This window comes from Micropruina sp., from assembly GCF_047607385.1.
Taxonomy (GTDB): Bacteria; Actinomycetota; Actinomycetes; order Propionibacteriales; family Propionibacteriaceae; genus Micropruina.
In genome coordinates this window covers 34,170-48,609 of sequence record NZ_JASGDE010000010.1, presented here as the reverse complement: position 1 = coordinate 48,609, position 14,440 = coordinate 34,170, and the positions used below count along the sequence as shown (strand labels likewise).

Annotated in this window: 15 protein-coding genes; 9 read left to right on the top strand and 6 right to left on the bottom strand. The window is 69.0% G+C overall.

Annotation, left to right across the window (positions count from 1 at the left end):
- Window positions 1-57: 57 nt before the first annotated feature.
- Both QM582_RS00775 and QM582_RS00770 read right to left on the bottom strand, forming a co-directional pair.
- Window positions 58-873 carry an oxidoreductase gene (locus QM582_RS00775; protein WP_415080858.1) on the bottom strand — a complete coding sequence of 272 codons (816 nt, stop codon included), beginning with the start codon at window positions 871-873 and terminating at the stop codon, window positions 58-60.
- A 23-nt stretch (window positions 874-896) separates the two neighbouring features.
- Complete coding sequence (locus QM582_RS00770) at window positions 897-2,336, bottom strand: glycine hydroxymethyltransferase (RefSeq protein WP_415080856.1); 1,440 nt, start codon at window positions 2,334-2,336, stop codon at window positions 897-899.
- Window positions 2,337-2,416: 80 nt separating this feature from the next.
- On the opposite strand from QM582_RS00770, the gene QM582_RS00765 reads away from it, so the two are divergent.
- Window positions 2,417-2,959 carry a 4-amino-4-deoxy-L-arabinose transferase gene (locus tag QM582_RS00765; RefSeq protein ID WP_415080854.1) on the top strand — a complete coding sequence of 181 codons (543 nt, stop codon included), beginning with the start codon at window positions 2,417-2,419 and terminating at the stop codon, window positions 2,957-2,959.
- 23 nt (window positions 2,960-2,982) lie between these two features.
- Here QM582_RS00765 and QM582_RS00760 read toward each other — a convergent pair whose 3' ends face one another.
- Window positions 2,983-3,729, bottom strand: a complete 747-nt coding sequence (locus tag QM582_RS00760) for a DedA family protein (protein ID WP_415080853.1) — start codon at window positions 3,727-3,729, stop codon at window positions 2,983-2,985.
- A gap of 200 nt (window positions 3,730-3,929) precedes the next feature.
- Here QM582_RS00760 and QM582_RS00755 point away from each other — a divergent pair, with 200 nt between their 5' ends.
- The 4 genes from QM582_RS00755 (at window position 3,930) to rlmB (ending at window position 8,950) form a co-directional block, all read left to right on the top strand.
- The gene (locus QM582_RS00755) at window positions 3,930-5,024 is read left to right on the top strand and encodes an ABC transporter ATP-binding protein (RefSeq protein ID WP_415080851.1); all 1,095 of its coding nucleotides are present in this window, start codon (window positions 3,930-3,932) and stop codon (window positions 5,022-5,024) included.
- Between the two features lie 120 nt (window positions 5,025-5,144).
- Window positions 5,145-6,518 (top strand): DUF4032 domain-containing protein, encoded by a 1,374-nt coding sequence (locus QM582_RS00750; RefSeq protein ID WP_415080849.1) that lies wholly within the window; start codon window positions 5,145-5,147, stop codon window positions 6,516-6,518.
- A gap of 33 nt (window positions 6,519-6,551) precedes the next feature.
- A complete protein-coding gene (gene cysS / locus QM582_RS00745; RefSeq protein WP_415080847.1) occupies window positions 6,552-7,967 on the top strand; it encodes a cysteine--tRNA ligase in 1,416 nt (471 codons plus the stop codon).
- Window positions 7,967-8,950: a 23S rRNA (guanosine(2251)-2'-O)-methyltransferase RlmB gene (gene rlmB, locus QM582_RS00740; RefSeq protein WP_415080845.1), complete on the top strand. Its 984-nt coding sequence runs from the start codon at window positions 7,967-7,969 to the stop codon at window positions 8,948-8,950. Before cysS ends, rlmB begins: the two co-directional genes overlap by 1 nt.
- 60 nt (window positions 8,951-9,010) lie before the next feature.
- Here the strand turns inward: rlmB and QM582_RS00735 are convergent, their stop codons facing one another.
- Both QM582_RS00735 and QM582_RS00730 read right to left on the bottom strand, forming a co-directional pair.
- Window positions 9,011-9,571, bottom strand: coding sequence for a dihydrofolate reductase family protein (locus tag QM582_RS00735; protein WP_415080844.1), 561 nt, complete (start codon window positions 9,569-9,571; stop codon window positions 9,011-9,013).
- Window positions 9,568-9,984, bottom strand: coding sequence for a RidA family protein (locus tag QM582_RS00730; RefSeq protein WP_415080842.1), 417 nt, complete (start codon window positions 9,982-9,984; stop codon window positions 9,568-9,570). The genes QM582_RS00735 and QM582_RS00730 overlap by 4 nt, the downstream gene beginning before the upstream one ends.
- Before the next feature lie 25 nt (window positions 9,985-10,009).
- On the opposite strand from QM582_RS00730, the gene QM582_RS00725 reads away from it, so the two are divergent.
- The 4 genes from QM582_RS00725 to QM582_RS00710 all read left to right on the top strand — a co-directional run bounded on the left by QM582_RS00725 (window position 10,010) and on the right by QM582_RS00710 (window position 12,939).
- On the top strand, window positions 10,010-10,594 hold the full coding sequence (locus tag QM582_RS00725) for a TetR/AcrR family transcriptional regulator (protein ID WP_415080840.1): 585 nt from the start codon (window positions 10,010-10,012) through the stop codon (window positions 10,592-10,594).
- 56 nt (window positions 10,595-10,650) lie between these two features.
- On the top strand, window positions 10,651-11,322 hold the full coding sequence (locus QM582_RS00720; RefSeq protein WP_415080838.1) for a hypothetical protein: 672 nt from the start codon (window positions 10,651-10,653) through the stop codon (window positions 11,320-11,322).
- On the top strand, window positions 11,319-11,915 hold the full coding sequence (locus QM582_RS00715) for a GNAT family N-acetyltransferase (protein WP_415080836.1): 597 nt from the start codon (window positions 11,319-11,321) through the stop codon (window positions 11,913-11,915). Before QM582_RS00720 ends, QM582_RS00715 begins: the two co-directional genes overlap by 4 nt.
- A 148-nt stretch (window positions 11,916-12,063) precedes the next feature.
- Window positions 12,064-12,939: an alpha/beta fold hydrolase gene (locus QM582_RS00710; protein WP_415080834.1), complete on the top strand. Its 876-nt coding sequence runs from the start codon at window positions 12,064-12,066 to the stop codon at window positions 12,937-12,939.
- A 154-nt stretch (window positions 12,940-13,093) separates the two neighbouring features.
- Here QM582_RS00710 and QM582_RS00705 read toward each other — a convergent pair whose 3' ends face one another.
- On the bottom strand, window positions 13,094-14,308 hold the full coding sequence (locus QM582_RS00705; RefSeq protein ID WP_415080832.1) for a S49 family peptidase: 1,215 nt from the start codon (window positions 14,306-14,308) through the stop codon (window positions 13,094-13,096).
- Window positions 14,309-14,440 lie beyond the last annotated feature (132 nt).

The window sequence follows — 14,440 nt, the reverse complement described above, 5'->3', positions numbered from 1 at the left end:
CTAACTATTTTGCGCTCGCTGAATTCAGCGAGCGCAAAATAGTTAGGCGAGCGGTTCCTAGGCGAGCATCCGGGTCTGGATCCAGTCCATGGCGCGATCGGGCAGTATCCGGCGGGCCAGCAGTGTCGGCTTGGCCATGAACCCGATCGCGTAGCGGGTGCGTGGCCGCGTCGCGGTGACCGCGCGCTCGATGGCGCGGGCGACCACGTCCGGCTTGGAGGAGAACCGGGCGACCGCGCCGCCCATCGCCTCGGCCATCGCGTGGACCCGTTCGGCGTAGGCGCCCCGTCCGGACGCCGCCTTCGCGGTGTCCATCGCGATGCCGCCCCATTCGGTGGCTATCCCTCCGGGTTCGATCACCACCACGTCGACGCCGAACGGTGCCAACTCGACGCGGAGGGCGTCCGAGAGGCCCTCGACGGCGAATTTGGAGGCGTGGTACCAGCCGCCGAACGGGGTGGTGATCTTGCCGCCCATGGACGTCACGTTGACGATCGTGCCGCTGCCCCGGACGCGCATGCCGGGGACCACCAGCTGGATCATCCGGGCTAGCCCGAACAGGTTCACCTCGATCTGCCGCCTGGCCTCGTCCATCGGCACGTCCTCGACGGCGCCGTAATTGCCGTAGCCGGCGTTGTTGACCAGGACGTCGATCCGTCCGGCCTCGGCCAGTACCTGGTCGACCGCGGTGACCATCGAGTCGTCCGACGTGACGTCGAGAGCGAGCGGGCGGACGCCGTCCGCCGCCAGTTGCTCAAGACGGTCGACCCGCCGGGCGGCGCCGTACACCGTGAAGCCAGCGCGAGCCAGCCGCCGGGCGGTGGCGGCCCCGATCCCGGACGAGGCGCCGGTGACTACTGCGACACGATCCATCGGACGAGCGTGGGTCGGGCGGCTCAGAGCTGCAGGCCGGGATAGAGCGGGTTGGCGTCCAGCAGTTCCGCCGACGCCGCCTTGGTGGCCTCGGCCACCCCGTCGGCGAGGGTGTACTTCGCCTTGCCGGGCGTGCCGACGGCGGTGGCCACCGCGGTGGTGTTGGCCAGCACGTTCACGATCAGTTCGGCGACCCGGTCGAACTCGGCCGCGCCGAAGCCACGCGAGGTGAGCGCCGGGGTGCCGATCCGGACGCCGGTGGTGTACCAGGCGCCGTTGGGGTCGTTCGGCACCGAGTTGCGGTTGGTGACGATGCCGGCGTCCAGCAGCGCCGACTCGGCCTGACGTCCGGTGATCCCGAACGAGCGGGTGTCGATCAGCACCAGGTGGTTGTCGGTGCCGCCGGTGACCAGGGTGGCGCCGCGCTTCAGCAGCCCCTCGGCCAGCACCTGGGCGTTGTCGGCGACGTTCTGCGCGTAGCTGCGGAAGGCGTCCGTGCGGGCCTCGGCGAAGGCGATCGCCTTGGCCGCCATGATGTGCGAGAGCGGTCCGCCCAGCACCATCGGGCAGCCCCGGTCGACGCTGGGCGCGTACTCGGGGGTCGAGAGCACGAAGCCGCCGCGCGGGCCGCGCAGCGATTTGTGTGTGGTCGAAGCCACCACATGCGCGTAGGGAACCGGGTCCTCCTCGCCGGTGAACACCTTGCCGGCCACCAGGCCGGCGAAATGCGCCATGTCGACGAACAGGGTGGCGCCCACCTCGTCGGCGATCTCGCGCATCTTCGCGAAGTTCACCCGGCGCGGGTAGGCGGAATAGCCGGCCACCAGGATCAGCGGCTTGAACTCCCGGGCGTCGGCCAGCAGCTTGTCGTAGTCGATCAGCTGGGTGTCGGGGTGCGTCCCGTAGGAGCGCTGGTGGAACATCTTGCCCGAGATGTTGGGCCGGAAGCCGTGGGTCAGGTGGCCTCCGACATCGAGGCTCATGCCCATCACGCGCTGCTCGGCGAAGGACTTCCGCAGCGTCTCCCAGTCGTCCTCGGAGAGCTCGTTGACGTTCTTGGCGCCCAGCCGCTGCAGCGCCGGCGACTCCACCCGGTGGGCCAGGATCGACCAGTAGGCGACCAGGTTGGCGTCGATGCCGGAGTGCGGCTGCACGTAGGCGTACTCGGCGCCGAACAGCTCGCGGGCGTGCTCGGCGGCCACCGTCTCGACGGTGTCGACATTCTGGCAACCGGCGTAGAAACGGTGCCCGACGGTACCTTCGGCGTACTTGTCGGAGAACCAGCTGCCCATCGTCATCAGCACCGGCAGCGAGGCGTAGTTCTCGCTGGCGATCAGCTTCAGCGACGCCCGCTGGTCGGCCAGTTCGGCGCGGGTGGCGTCCGCGATCCGCGGCTCGACGGTTTCGATGACGGACAAGACGTTGCGGTAGACGTCGGACGCGGTGGCTCCGAGATCACTCACCGAGGGACTCCTTCGTGTGGCTGAGGGAGTCACTCTAGTGCCGCGGCCGCCGGCGCAGGGACGCCGGTAGAGTCCCCGGGATGCAGCCGGACGCCGTCGAGACCGTCACCGCACTGGCCCGCGCCGCCGCGCCACGCTGCGGTGAGACCGTGGTGATCGGCATCGACGGCCCCAGCGGATCCGGCAAGACCACGCTCGCCGAGGCGGTCGGGCGCCGCCTCGGCTGTCCGGTGCTGCACATGGACGACCTGTTTCCCGGCTGGGACGGGTTGACCCAGGCCGCCGGGCTGCTCACCGAGCAGGTGCTGCGTCCGCTCGCCGCCGGGGAGCCGGCCGGCTATCGCCGCTGGGACTGGGAGGCCTCGCGCTGGGCCGAGCGGGTCGCGGTGCCGGCGACGCCGTCGCTGATCGTCGAGGGCTGCGCCAGCACGGTGCGTCCCGCGGACGGCTTCGTCGCCGTCCGGGTCTGGGTGGAGGCCGACACCGGCGTCCGGATGGCTCGCGGCATCGCCCGCGACGGCGAGTCCTACCGGCCGCACTGGGAGCGTTGGGCGGCGCAGGAACGCGCGGTGTTCACCGCCGACCAGACCCGGGACCGCGCCGACCTGATCGTCCGCACGTAGGGAAGCGGTTCCTTAGGGCATGCTCAGACCGACGGTCCGGGCACCGAGGACTGCTTGCCCTTGCGTCCGCGCCAGATCGCGACGACGATGATGCCGGCCAGCATGGCCAGCGACACGTACCAGAGCAGGTTGCCGTAGTTGTTGAGCAACTCCACGGCGGGTTCGCCGATCGTCCAGCCCAGGTAGATATAGAGCGCGGAGCTGACCAGTGAGGCGGCGAAGCTGACCGCCAGGAATTTCTTGATCCCGGTCCCGGCCGCGCCCAGCGCGGCGTACACCACGGCCGCCGGAACGGGAATGGGTAGGTAGGTGATGAAGATCGCCCAGGTCGCGAATCGCTGGGTGAAGGCGATGGCCCGCTGATTGCGCCGCCGGGCCCGCTCCGAGCGACCCGACCAGACCTCGATCAGCCCATGCCCCCAGAGCTTTCCGGCCCACCAGTAGATCCAGTCGAATTTCATCGCCGCCAGGCTGCCGAGCACGCCGACCAGCGGCCACCACGGGTCGCCGATCGAGCCCAGCGCACCGGACATCACCAGGCCGGTGCGGTAGCCCAGCGACCCCAGCACGTGCGGCGCGAGCCCCAGGATCACCGGGCGCAGCGGCAGCAGGATCAGCGCGTACAGCGAGGCCACACCCATCCAGCTCAGGCAGGCGATGTCGGCACGGGTGGGCTTGTGCTTCCAGGGCAGCCCGGGATCCTCCCACCATTCGCGAGGCGTCTCACCGTCCTCGTCGGGGGCCGGCTGCGGCTGCTCGGGGCTGGTCACCTTCGGGAGCCTACCCGGGGCGGCCCGGGCCGCCGTCATCGCGTCCCGGCGACCGATCGCGCGACCCGCGTGAGAAAATTCTCCAGAACGTTTGAGTACCGAGTGCATTCCGTGCGACGATGGCGCGAGCCGCACAGCCGCGGCGTTACTTCCACTACGGATCGTCGGGCACGTACCTGCCCGTGGAAAGGAATGTTGGCATGGCCACAGTTAGTTTCAAGGACGCCACTCGCGTCTACCCCGGCGCCGATCATCCGGCGGTTGACAAGCTCAACCTCGAGATCGGCGACGGTGAGTTCATGGTTCTGGTCGGCCCGTCGGGTTGTGGCAAGTCCACCTCGCTGCGCATGCTGGCCGGCCTGGAGGAGGTCAACGCGGGCGCGATCTGGATCGGCGACCGCAACGTCACCGACCTCCCGCCGAAGGACCGTGACATCGCGATGGTGTTCCAGAACTACGCGCTGTACCCGCACATGACCGTCGGCGACAACATGGGCTTCGCCCTGAAGATGGCCGGCGTCCCCAAGGCCGAGCGCGACGCCCGGGTGATGGAGGCGGCCCACCTGCTGGGTCTGGAGAGCTTCCTGGCCCGCAAGCCGAAGGCGCTCTCCGGTGGTCAGCGTCAGCGCGTCGCGATGGGCCGCGCGATCGTTCGTCAGCCGCAGGTGTTCCTGATGGACGAGCCGCTGTCGAACCTCGACGCGAAGCTGCGGGTGTCCACCCGCACCCAGATCGCCGCGCTGCAGACCCGGCTCGGCGTCACCACCGTCTACGTCACCCACGACCAGGTCGAGGCCATGACCATGGGTGACCGCGTGGCGGTCATGAAGGACGGCCTGCTGCAGCAGTGCGACAGCCCGCTCACCCTCTACGACAAGCCGAACAACATCTTCGTCGCGGGCTTCATCGGCTCGCCGGCGATGAACCTGATCAGCGGCAAGGTCTCCGAGAGCGGCGTCCAGGTCGGCGACTACGTGGTGCCGGTGGCCCGCGAGATCCTGGCCAAGGCCAAGGGTGAGGACACCCTGACCATCGGCATCCGGCCCGAGGACTTCGAGCTGGGCGACCACGGCATCGCGATCGAGGTGGCGGTCGTCGAGGAGCTGGGCGCCGACGCCTACACCTACGGTGTGCTGGCCGGCCTGAGCGACGACGAGAAGCTGTCGGCGCCGCAGATCGTGGCCCGGCTGAGCGGCCGGACGCCGCCGCAGCGCGGCACCACCGTCCGGTTCATCGCGGGCGAGGGTCACACCCTGCACGTGTTCAGCAACAAGACCGGCGAGCGTCTGTCCTGACCGGTTGACGTCAAACACTGCCCCGGGCCGCGGCCCGGGGCAGTGTTGTGTTTCCGGATGTCGTCCGGCAACGCAATTCGCCCTAACCGGACTCTGGTGTCGGCTGGCACAATGTGCGACATGCCACGCATCTTGTCGGCCAAGCCGGATTCACGGTTGATTCCGCTGCCCTGGGGGCTGCCGCTGGCCGACTGGCCGACCGAACATTTGGTGGCCCTGCCCCGCGGCATTTCCCGGCACGTCGTCCGCTTCATCAAAGTCGGCAACGACGTCTATGCGGCCAAGGAAGTGATCGAGGCCGCCGCGGTGCACGAGTACCGGATGCTGCAGGAACTCACCCGCGAGGACACCCCGGCCGTCGAGCCGCTCGCGGTGATCACCGGACGCCGCACCCCCGAGGGCGAGAAGCTGATGCCGGTGCTGGTCACCCGGCACCTGGAGTTCTCCCTGCCGTACCGGTCGCTGTTCTCCCAGGGCGTCCGGCCCGACACGGTGAACCGGCTGCTGGACGCCATGGTGGTGCTGCTGGCCAGGCTGCACCTGATCGGCTTCCTGTGGCTGGACGTGTCGCTGTCCAACATCCTGTTCCGGCGCGACGCCGGCGAGTTCGCCGCCTATCTGGTGGACGCCGAGACCGCCGAACTGCACGACACCCTCAGCGACGGCCAGCGTGAGCACGACCTGCAGATCGCCACCACCAACCTGTTCGGCGAGTTCAGCGACCTGGAGGCCGGCCAGCTGCTCGACGAGTCGCTCGACCCGATCGAGCTGGTCGAGACGATCACCACCCGCTACCGCGAACTGTGGGCCGAGCTGACCGGCGTCGAGGAGTTCCCGGGCACCGAGCTCGACCGGATCGAGAGCCGGGTGCGCCGGCTCAACGCGCTCGGCTTCGACGTCGCCGAACTCGACATCACCACCTCGCACGACGGCTCCCAGGTGCGGATCCAGCCCAAGGTGGTGGACGCCGGCCACCACACCCGCCGGCTGCTGCGACTGACCGGGCTGGACGTCGAGGAGAACCAGGCCCGCCGGCTGCTCAACGACCTGGACACCTTCCGCTTCCGCACCAACCAGCAGAACGTGGACGAGGCGCTGGTCGCCCACCAGTGGCTCACCCAGAGCTTCGAGCCGGTGACCCAGGCGGTGCCGCAGCACCTGCGCGGCAAGCGGGACGCCGCCCAGATCTTCCACGAGGTGCTCGACTACCGCTGGTACGCCTCCCAGCGCGAGCATCGCGACGTCCCGCTGCTGGACGCCGCCTGGGGCTACATCCACGATGTCCTCGAAGGGCTGCCCGACGAGGCCATGGACAGCCGTCCGCTGGCCGAGGGCTCGCGCCAACTGGCCAACCCGTACGACCCGTCGCAGGGATTCGTCGACGAGGAGGGCGAGATGCCCGAGGATCCGTGGGAGACCGCCGCCGAGGAGGACCCGGAGCCGACCGGCACGCTCGACATCTTCGAGCTGCGGCGGCGCCTGGCGCTGGACTGAGCCTGGCCGTCCCGACCCCGATAGAATCGGCCGGTGACTTTGCACCTGTACGACAGCGCCCGCCGCGAGATCGTCGAGTTCCAGCCGCTGGAGCCGGGACAGGTGTCGATCTACCTGTGTGGGCCGACCGTGCAGTCGGCGCCGCACCTGGGCCACCTGCGCAGCCGGGTCAACTTCGACGTGCTGCGCCGCTGGCTGGAGTTCTCCGGCCACCAAGTGTCGCTGGTGGTGAACGTCACCGACATCGACGACAAGATCCTGGCCAAGGCCGCCGAGGCCGGACGGCCCTGGTGGGCGCACGCCTACCTGTTCGAGGCGGCCTTCCGGGACGCCTTCCAGGCGCTCGGCGTCCAGCCGCCGACCTACGAGCCGCGGGCCACCGGGCACATCCCCGAGATGATCGAGCTGATCGCCGAGCTGATCGAACGCGGTCACGCCTACGCGCCGGCCGACGAGTCCGGCGACGTCTACTTCGACGTGCAGTCCTGGCCGGAATACGGTGCGCTGACCGGTCAGCGGGTGGCCGACATGGCACCCGCCGAGGACGCCGATCCGCGCGGCAAGCGCGATCCGCGCGACTTCGCGCTGTGGAAGGGGCACAAGCCGGGCGAGCCGGTGACGGCGTCCTGGCCCAGCCCGTGGGGGCGGGGGCGTCCGGGCTGGCACATCGAATGCTCGGCGATGGCCGGCAAGTACCTGGGCGAGACCTTCGACATCCACGGCGGCGGGCTCGACCTGCGCTTCCCGCACCACGAGAACGAGCTGGCCCAGTCCCGGGCCGCCGGACGCGGCTTCGCCCGGTACTGGATGCACAACGCCTGGGTCACCATGGCCGGCGAGAAGATGTCCAAATCGCTGGGCAACACCGCCGACGTCGCGGCGGCCGTCGCGAAATACGGCGGACGCGCCGTCCGGCTCTGGCTGGCCGGCCCGCACTACCGGTCCGCGATCGAGCTGAGCGACGCTTCGCTGGCCGAGGCGGCCGCTCAGTTGGCCCGGATCGACAGCTTCCTGGAACGGGCCGCGGCGGCCGGGCCGGAGCAGTGGTTCGCCTATGCGGTACGGGTGCCGGAGGAGTTCTCCGTCGCGATGAACGACGACCTCGGCACCCCCACCGCGCTGGCGGTGCTGTTCCGCACCGTCAAGGAGGGCAATCTCGCCCTCGAATCGGGCGACCTGGAGGCCATCCGGGCCGCGCAGATCGCGGTCTGGCAGATGCTGCGGGTGTTCGGGCTCGATCCCCGGGCTTCCGAATGGGCGGACGCCTCCGCCGGCGACGACCTGAAGCCGGTGGTGGACGGCCTGGTCGGTGCCCTGCTGGAGCAGCGCGCGCAGGCCCGGGCCCGCAAGGACTGGCCGGCTGCCGACGCCGTCCGCGACACCCTGAAGAACCTGGGTCTCAAGGTGGAGGACACCCCCGCCGGCCCGCGCTGGAGCTTGGAGAACTGATGCCCGGAAATTCGTCCCGCAAGGGTGCCGTCCGCAAACGCGGCAAGGGCATCGGCAGCGGCAACACCGCCGGCTCCGGCGGCCGCGTCCGCCGTGGCCTGGAAGGCAAGGGTCCGACCCCGAAAGCCGAGGATCGGCCCTACCACAAGGCCTATCGCAAGCGCGGGCCGAACGACCCGGGCAAGACCCAGGGCGGCGCCGGTTCCGGCCGCGGCGGACGTCCGCGCACCGAGGTGAAGCGCTCCGGCGACGACTGGGTGATCGGACGCAACCCGGTGCTGGAGGCCCTGCAGGCCGGACTGCCGGTGCGGCGCGCCTACGTCGCCGACGGCGTGGAGCGCGACGACCGGCTGCGGGACATCCTGCGCTACGCCGCCGACCACGGCATCGCGCTGCTGCAGGCCACCCGCTCCGAACTGGACCGGCTGACCAACGGTGCCGCGCACCAGGGTGTGGCGCTGCAGCTGCCGCCGTACGAGTACCTGCACCCCGACGACCTGCTCGCCGAGGCGCTGAACGCCCCCGATCCGGCCCTGGTGATCGCCTGCGACTCGATCACCGACCCCCGCAACCTGGGCGCCATCATCCGCTCGGCCGCAGCCTTCGGCGCCAACGGCGTGATCATCCCCGAGCGGCGCTCCGCGCAGCTCACCGCCGCCGCCTGGAAGACGTCCGCCGGCGCCGCGGCCCGCGTCCCGGTCGCTCGGGCGACCAACCTGAACCGGACTCTGCGGCAGTACGCCGACGCCGGCTTCGTGGTGGCCGGGCTCGCCGGCGAGGCCGATCTGGACGTCGCCGGCATCCCCGGCGTGGACGGCCCGGTGCTGCTGGTGGTCGGCTCCGAGGGCGAGGGACTGGCCCGACTGGTCCGGGAGAACTGCGACGTGCTGGTCTCCATCCCGATCAGCTCCGAGATCGAATCCCTGAACGCCTCGGTGGCGGCGAGCATCGCGCTCTACGAAGTCACCCGCTGCCGCGGCTGACGTCCTGGTGGGCGGATCGGAGCTGACAGCGCTGTGACGTCCAAGGAGCCGCGGGTACGTTCAGCGCTTGGGGCGGTAGTGCAGCACGATGACGCCGGAGGTGAACTCCTCGCGCGTGACGAGTTCGAGCTCGATGCGCTGGCGAAGGCCGTCGAGCAGCCGCGGCCCGTGCCCGGCGATGACGGGCTGGACGACAAACACGTACTCATCGATGAGTCCGAGATCGGCGAGCGCGAGCGGAAGCGTGACGCCGCCGACCCAGAGGCCCGATCCCGACTGTTGCTTCAGTGCCCGCACGCTCTCCTCCAGGTCGCCCTGCAGTAGCTCTGTGTTCCAGTCCACCGCGCCAAGCGTGCTCGACACGACGTACTTCCGGCGCTCGTCGATGGCTTCGGCGAACGGCATTTGCCACGGTTCCATCCACTCCGGCCATACCCCGTCGGCAGGTTTACGCCATGCCGATTGCATCATCTCGTACGTGACGCGTCCGAAGAGCAGGGCGTCTGCACTGCGCATCTCGGCGGCCCAGAACTGCATCGAGTCGTCGTCCGGTGCGATGCCGGCCTCGTGATGGCAGCAGCCGTCGAGGGTCAGGTTGATCGAGTAGCGCAGCGGTTTCATCGGTCAGAGCCTTCTTCCTGGACGAGGGCGGCGATCGCGGCGATCTCGACAAGCGCTCCGGGGAGACCGAGCGCCGAGACCAGTGCGGCGGTGACGAGCCCCGGCTCCTCGGACGCCACATCGGCGGCGATCGCACCGTAGACGGCCCCGACATCGGTGCCTTCGACGAGCAGCACCGTCCACTGCACCACATCTGCGACGCCGGCGCCCGCTGCCGCCAACGCGGTCTTGACGTTCTGCATCGCGTACTCAGCTTGGGCCACAGCATCCGCTTCGCCGACGAGCACACCGTCGGCATCAACAGCGTTCTGCCCGCCCACATAGATCGTGATCGCCCCCGCCGGAACGACGGCCACGTGACTGAAGGCCGGGCTGTGGATGAGCCCCTGTGGCCGAAGGAGTGTTATCTGCATAGATAACACGGTACCATTGTTATCCATGCAGATAAAGCGTGCCGCGAGCGCCACTCGGCGTCGCGAGCTGATCGTCTCGGCTGCACTTGATGTGCTCGCCGACCAGGGCGCCAACGGTCTGACCTTCGCACGCGTCTGCGCAGCGGCGAACCTGAGCAGCTCACGGCTGATCACCTACCACTTCACCGACCGGGCCGGGCTGTTGAACGCGGTCACCGAACGGGTACTGCGCGACATGGGTGCGTGGGTCGGCGGTCGGCTTGGCTCGACCCGGCCTGGTGTCGCGCAGTTGCGTGCCTTCTTCGAGGCCAATGCGAGCTTCATGGCGGCGAATCGCGGCCACGTCGTCGCACTTGTGTCGGCGTTCATGGCCGGCGGCGGTGCGGCGGCCGGCCCGGCCTCGCAGCAGACCCAGTCCGCCGTGGCGTCGCTGGTGCAACTCGCGATCGACGTCGGAGACATCGGGCCCGTCGATCCTGCCCATGTGGCATTCATGATGATGCGTTGCATAGAAGGCCTCGCAATGGCGGTTGTCGCGGACCCAGAGCTTGACCCGCTGGCGCACGCGCGATCGATGGCCGACATCCTCGTCAACGGCCTGGTGCGATGAACCGCCCGGCACGCAGGCCGAGCCCGTCATCAGCCTTGACAGTGGTCGCGTCGGCGGTGGTGCTCACGACCAGCGTCGTCGCGTTCGTGCAGACAGGCGTCATGGCCGCGATGACGCGCGACACCATGGCGGTTCAGCGTGGCGAATGGTGGCGCATCGTGACGCCGACCCTTGTGCAACCCAGTGGCGCCCTCGCCCTCGCGTTCCTCCTGATCGGCTTCGTCGTGCTCATCCCCGTCGTCGCCCGCCAGACCGGCAACCGGACTGCGGCCGCGGCGATGGTCGTTGGCGCCGTGGGTGCGCTCGCAATATCGAGCTGGCTCTTCCCAGCTCAGACCGGCGGCGGCTCTTCGGGCGCGGTTGCCGCGCTCGTCGGGGCGTGGGCCTGCTGCCTGACTCGCAACGCGACCCGCGACCTGCGCGCCCGCTTCGCATCGACCTACTCGGGGTTCTTCGCGACATACCTCTTGGCCGCCGCCACCCCGTTCGCGACTGTCGCCCCGCTGATCGGCAACCTCGGCGCGGTGGCCGCTTACGCAGTGCACCGAAGCGGGCGACCTCGCATCGTCGCCGTCGGCATCCTGGCATGCGGTGTCGCGATGACCGCCCTGCTCGACGAACACGGCTTCGGTCTACTGCTCGGTGCGGCTATGGGCGTCTGGTCATCAACGGGAGAATGTCGGGCGCTCCTGGTCGGCGCAAACGTCGAGCGCGAGCGCTTGCCGTGACGACCGCAAGCCAGAACCTTGCAGATGTTCGCGTCGAGATCGTACGCAATGATCACCTCGCGGACCTTGATCGCTTGTTCGCGACCGACGCTGTTGCCGACCGATGCTGGTGCGCCTGGTTCTGCCGCCCCGTCAAAGAGTTCCACGTCGTCGGCCGGGATGGAAACCGCGAGTTGTTCATCGACACGATGCAGCAACATTCGAATCCGATCGGCCTGATCGCATTCATCGCCTCCGAACCGGTTGGCTGGTGCGCCATCGGTGAGCGATCGAGGTTCGTTCGAGCTGTCAGGGTGCCGACCCTCGCGCAGCGCGAAGGGAGCGACGATGAGGTGTGGCTCGTGCCGTGCTTCTATATCCGTCACGAGTTCCGTAAATGCGGTGTTGCTGCAGCGTTGCTCTCGGTGGCCATCGACTGCGCCACAGCGCATGGAGCCGTCGCGATAGAAGGCTTCCCATTCGCCGATTCAAAGGCGAAATCCGCAGGACCCGATGCGATGGTTGGCAGCCAGAGCCTCTTCGATCAGTGCGGGTTCCGAATCGTGAGCCGCCCGTCGGAGAGAAGAGTCGTCATGCGGAAGGATTTGGCCTGACCATGGCCGGATGTATCGAGGCGTGTGACACAGCCTGGCTGGTTGACGGCGCGGATGCCGCGCGGTCGCGGTCAACGTATCGGGCAGCTCCACCGAGACGACCTCCCACCTGCCGCCGCGCAACTGGAGCAGTCACAAAGGAGAGTCCATGAGGAACCCGAACCAACACCTGCTGCCAGACGGCAGGCGCATGGCGGTGCATACGGCGAGCTCAGGCACAGGGCGTGTCATCCTGCTCTGTCATCCGACTCCGTGCGCAGGGGGCTTCGATCCATCCCCGAGGCTCACGGCCGAGCGGGGTGTCACCTTGATTTCGCCGGACCGCGCAGGCTACGGATTCTCCGAGCCACGTCCCGAGAACTCCTGGGCACGCGTTGACACCGCTGCGGACGACCTCGCGCACCTTCTCGACCATCACAACCTCAGCCGGGTTGGCGTTGCGGGGTGGGGCCTGGGCGGCTGGGTCGCATGTGCACTCGCCGCTCGCCGACCGGAGCTCGTCGAGCGGTTGTGTATCTTCGGCGCACCGATGGGCGGGACGGACTTGTCTCACCTCCCCGACTCGGTACGCGCCGCGCTCGGCGGGCTTGAAGCCGCCGATCCGCTTGAAGCTGCTCGTGCACTGACTCGGCCATTGGAGCCCTATACCGACGTGGTGAACCAGTTCGCCCCTCTCGACTTCTTCGGGGGCGTGGCCATCGATCAGGAAGCGGTTGCCGCAGACCTGAGGCCGGACGGTCGAATCGCGGCCATGTCGCGCGCCGCATTGAGGCAGGGTGCGGGTGGCTTCGCCGCCGAGGTGGCGGGTTTCCACCTCCGGCCCTGGGGCTTCGAGCCGACGGAGGTCATGGCCAAGACGCTGCTGCTGTACGGGAACAAGGACCCCGTCGTGGCGAATCGTCACGCTCACTGGTGGCACAAGTGTCTGCCCGACTCCCGGGCGGAGATGGCTCCTGGCGCGGGCGCGCTCACGATCGTCCGGTTGTGGAAGCGTGCTCTCTCTCACCTCGCGCCTACCCGATAAGCGCGAACCGATCTCGGCATCGACAACTGCTTTCAGCTTGTGTGACCACTTTCGGGTTATTTCACGAAAGCAGCCGCCGAAGGTGAAACCAGTCACCGATCGCGAGATCGGTCGGCTCGGGTCGGGTCGGGCAGGGCAGGGCAGTACAGCCGGCTCAGCCGCAGAAGGCGGTGACCGGACCGTGCCAGACCAGGGGTTGCGGGGCGCCGGTGCAGATGATGCTGGACGCCTTGGTGCCGGTCGGGGCGGTCTGCTGGTAGCCGTAGATCCGGGCGGACGCGCCGAGCAGTTGCTCCAGCGTGCTGGCTGCCTTGCGCTTGGCGATCCGGGCGGTGCCGGCGTCCAGGCCCATCGACTGCACGGTGTCGCGGAACGCCTCGTCCCGGCCCAGTTGGGCGTCGATCAGCTTATTGGCGATCGCCGTCTGCGGGTCGTAGATGTAGGCGCCCAGGTTGTCGATGATGTCCTTGGCCGGAATGCTGCGGTGTTTCGCCACCCAATTGACGAACGCCGCGTACTCGATGGCCATGCCGTCGCTGATCACCTTGCGCTCCTGGGAGGTCATGTCCCGGAACGGGTTGCCGAAATCCTTGCCCTTGCCCTGGGTGAGGTACTCCTGGGTGATGCCACCCCGGGTGGTCACGCCGGATTCCAGGATGCTGCCCGAGGTTCCCGTCACGTCCCGGTACCGGACGAACGGGCCGAAGATGACGCCGATGCTGCCGATCAGCGTGCCGTGATCGGCGATGATCTTGTCGGCGCCGGCCATCGCGTACATGCCGCCCGAGGCCGACATGCCCTGGACGTAGGCCACCACCTTCTTGCCGGTGCGGCTCTGGTAGCGCTCGATGGCGTCCGCGATGGCGCGGGAGCCGTTGATGGTGCCGCCCGGGGTGTTCATCAGCAGCACCACGCCGGCGGCGTCCTGCGCGGTGAGCGCATCCAGGGTGCGGGCGATCTCATAGCCGTAGGTGGACGCGGAGAGCCCGAACCCGTCGCTGCCCTCGGCCTGGATCGCGCCCTCGATCGGGATCGCCAACACGGTCTGCGCCGGGGCGGCGGTGTCGGCGCCCCAGACCGTCTCCAGGCTGGTCACCCGGGGTCCGGACGCCGCACCGGACGCTGCCGCCACCGCGGCCCCGTAGATCAGGGCGGTGATCAGCGAGCCGACAACGGCGAGCACCAGGACCACCATCCCGGCGCCCAGGCCGGCACCGGCGCCGAGGCCGAAGCCACGACGGAAGGGCCGCTCGCGGGGTGGTTGCGGGACGAAGAAAGGCGCCGGCGGGGCCGCCGGAGCGGGTGCCTGCGGGGCGGAGGTGGGGCCTGCGGTGGCCGGAGTCGAGGACTGATCGGATGTGCTGGTCATGACGTGAAACTCCTGGTCGGGGTTGCCAGCGACCCTACGTGACCCGGGTGCCAGCTCCCGGGGGAGCGCCGCCGGTGTGTCCCGGAATCCGCTGACCAGAAGGGGTTTCAGGTCGCGACACGCCGGGCCGGT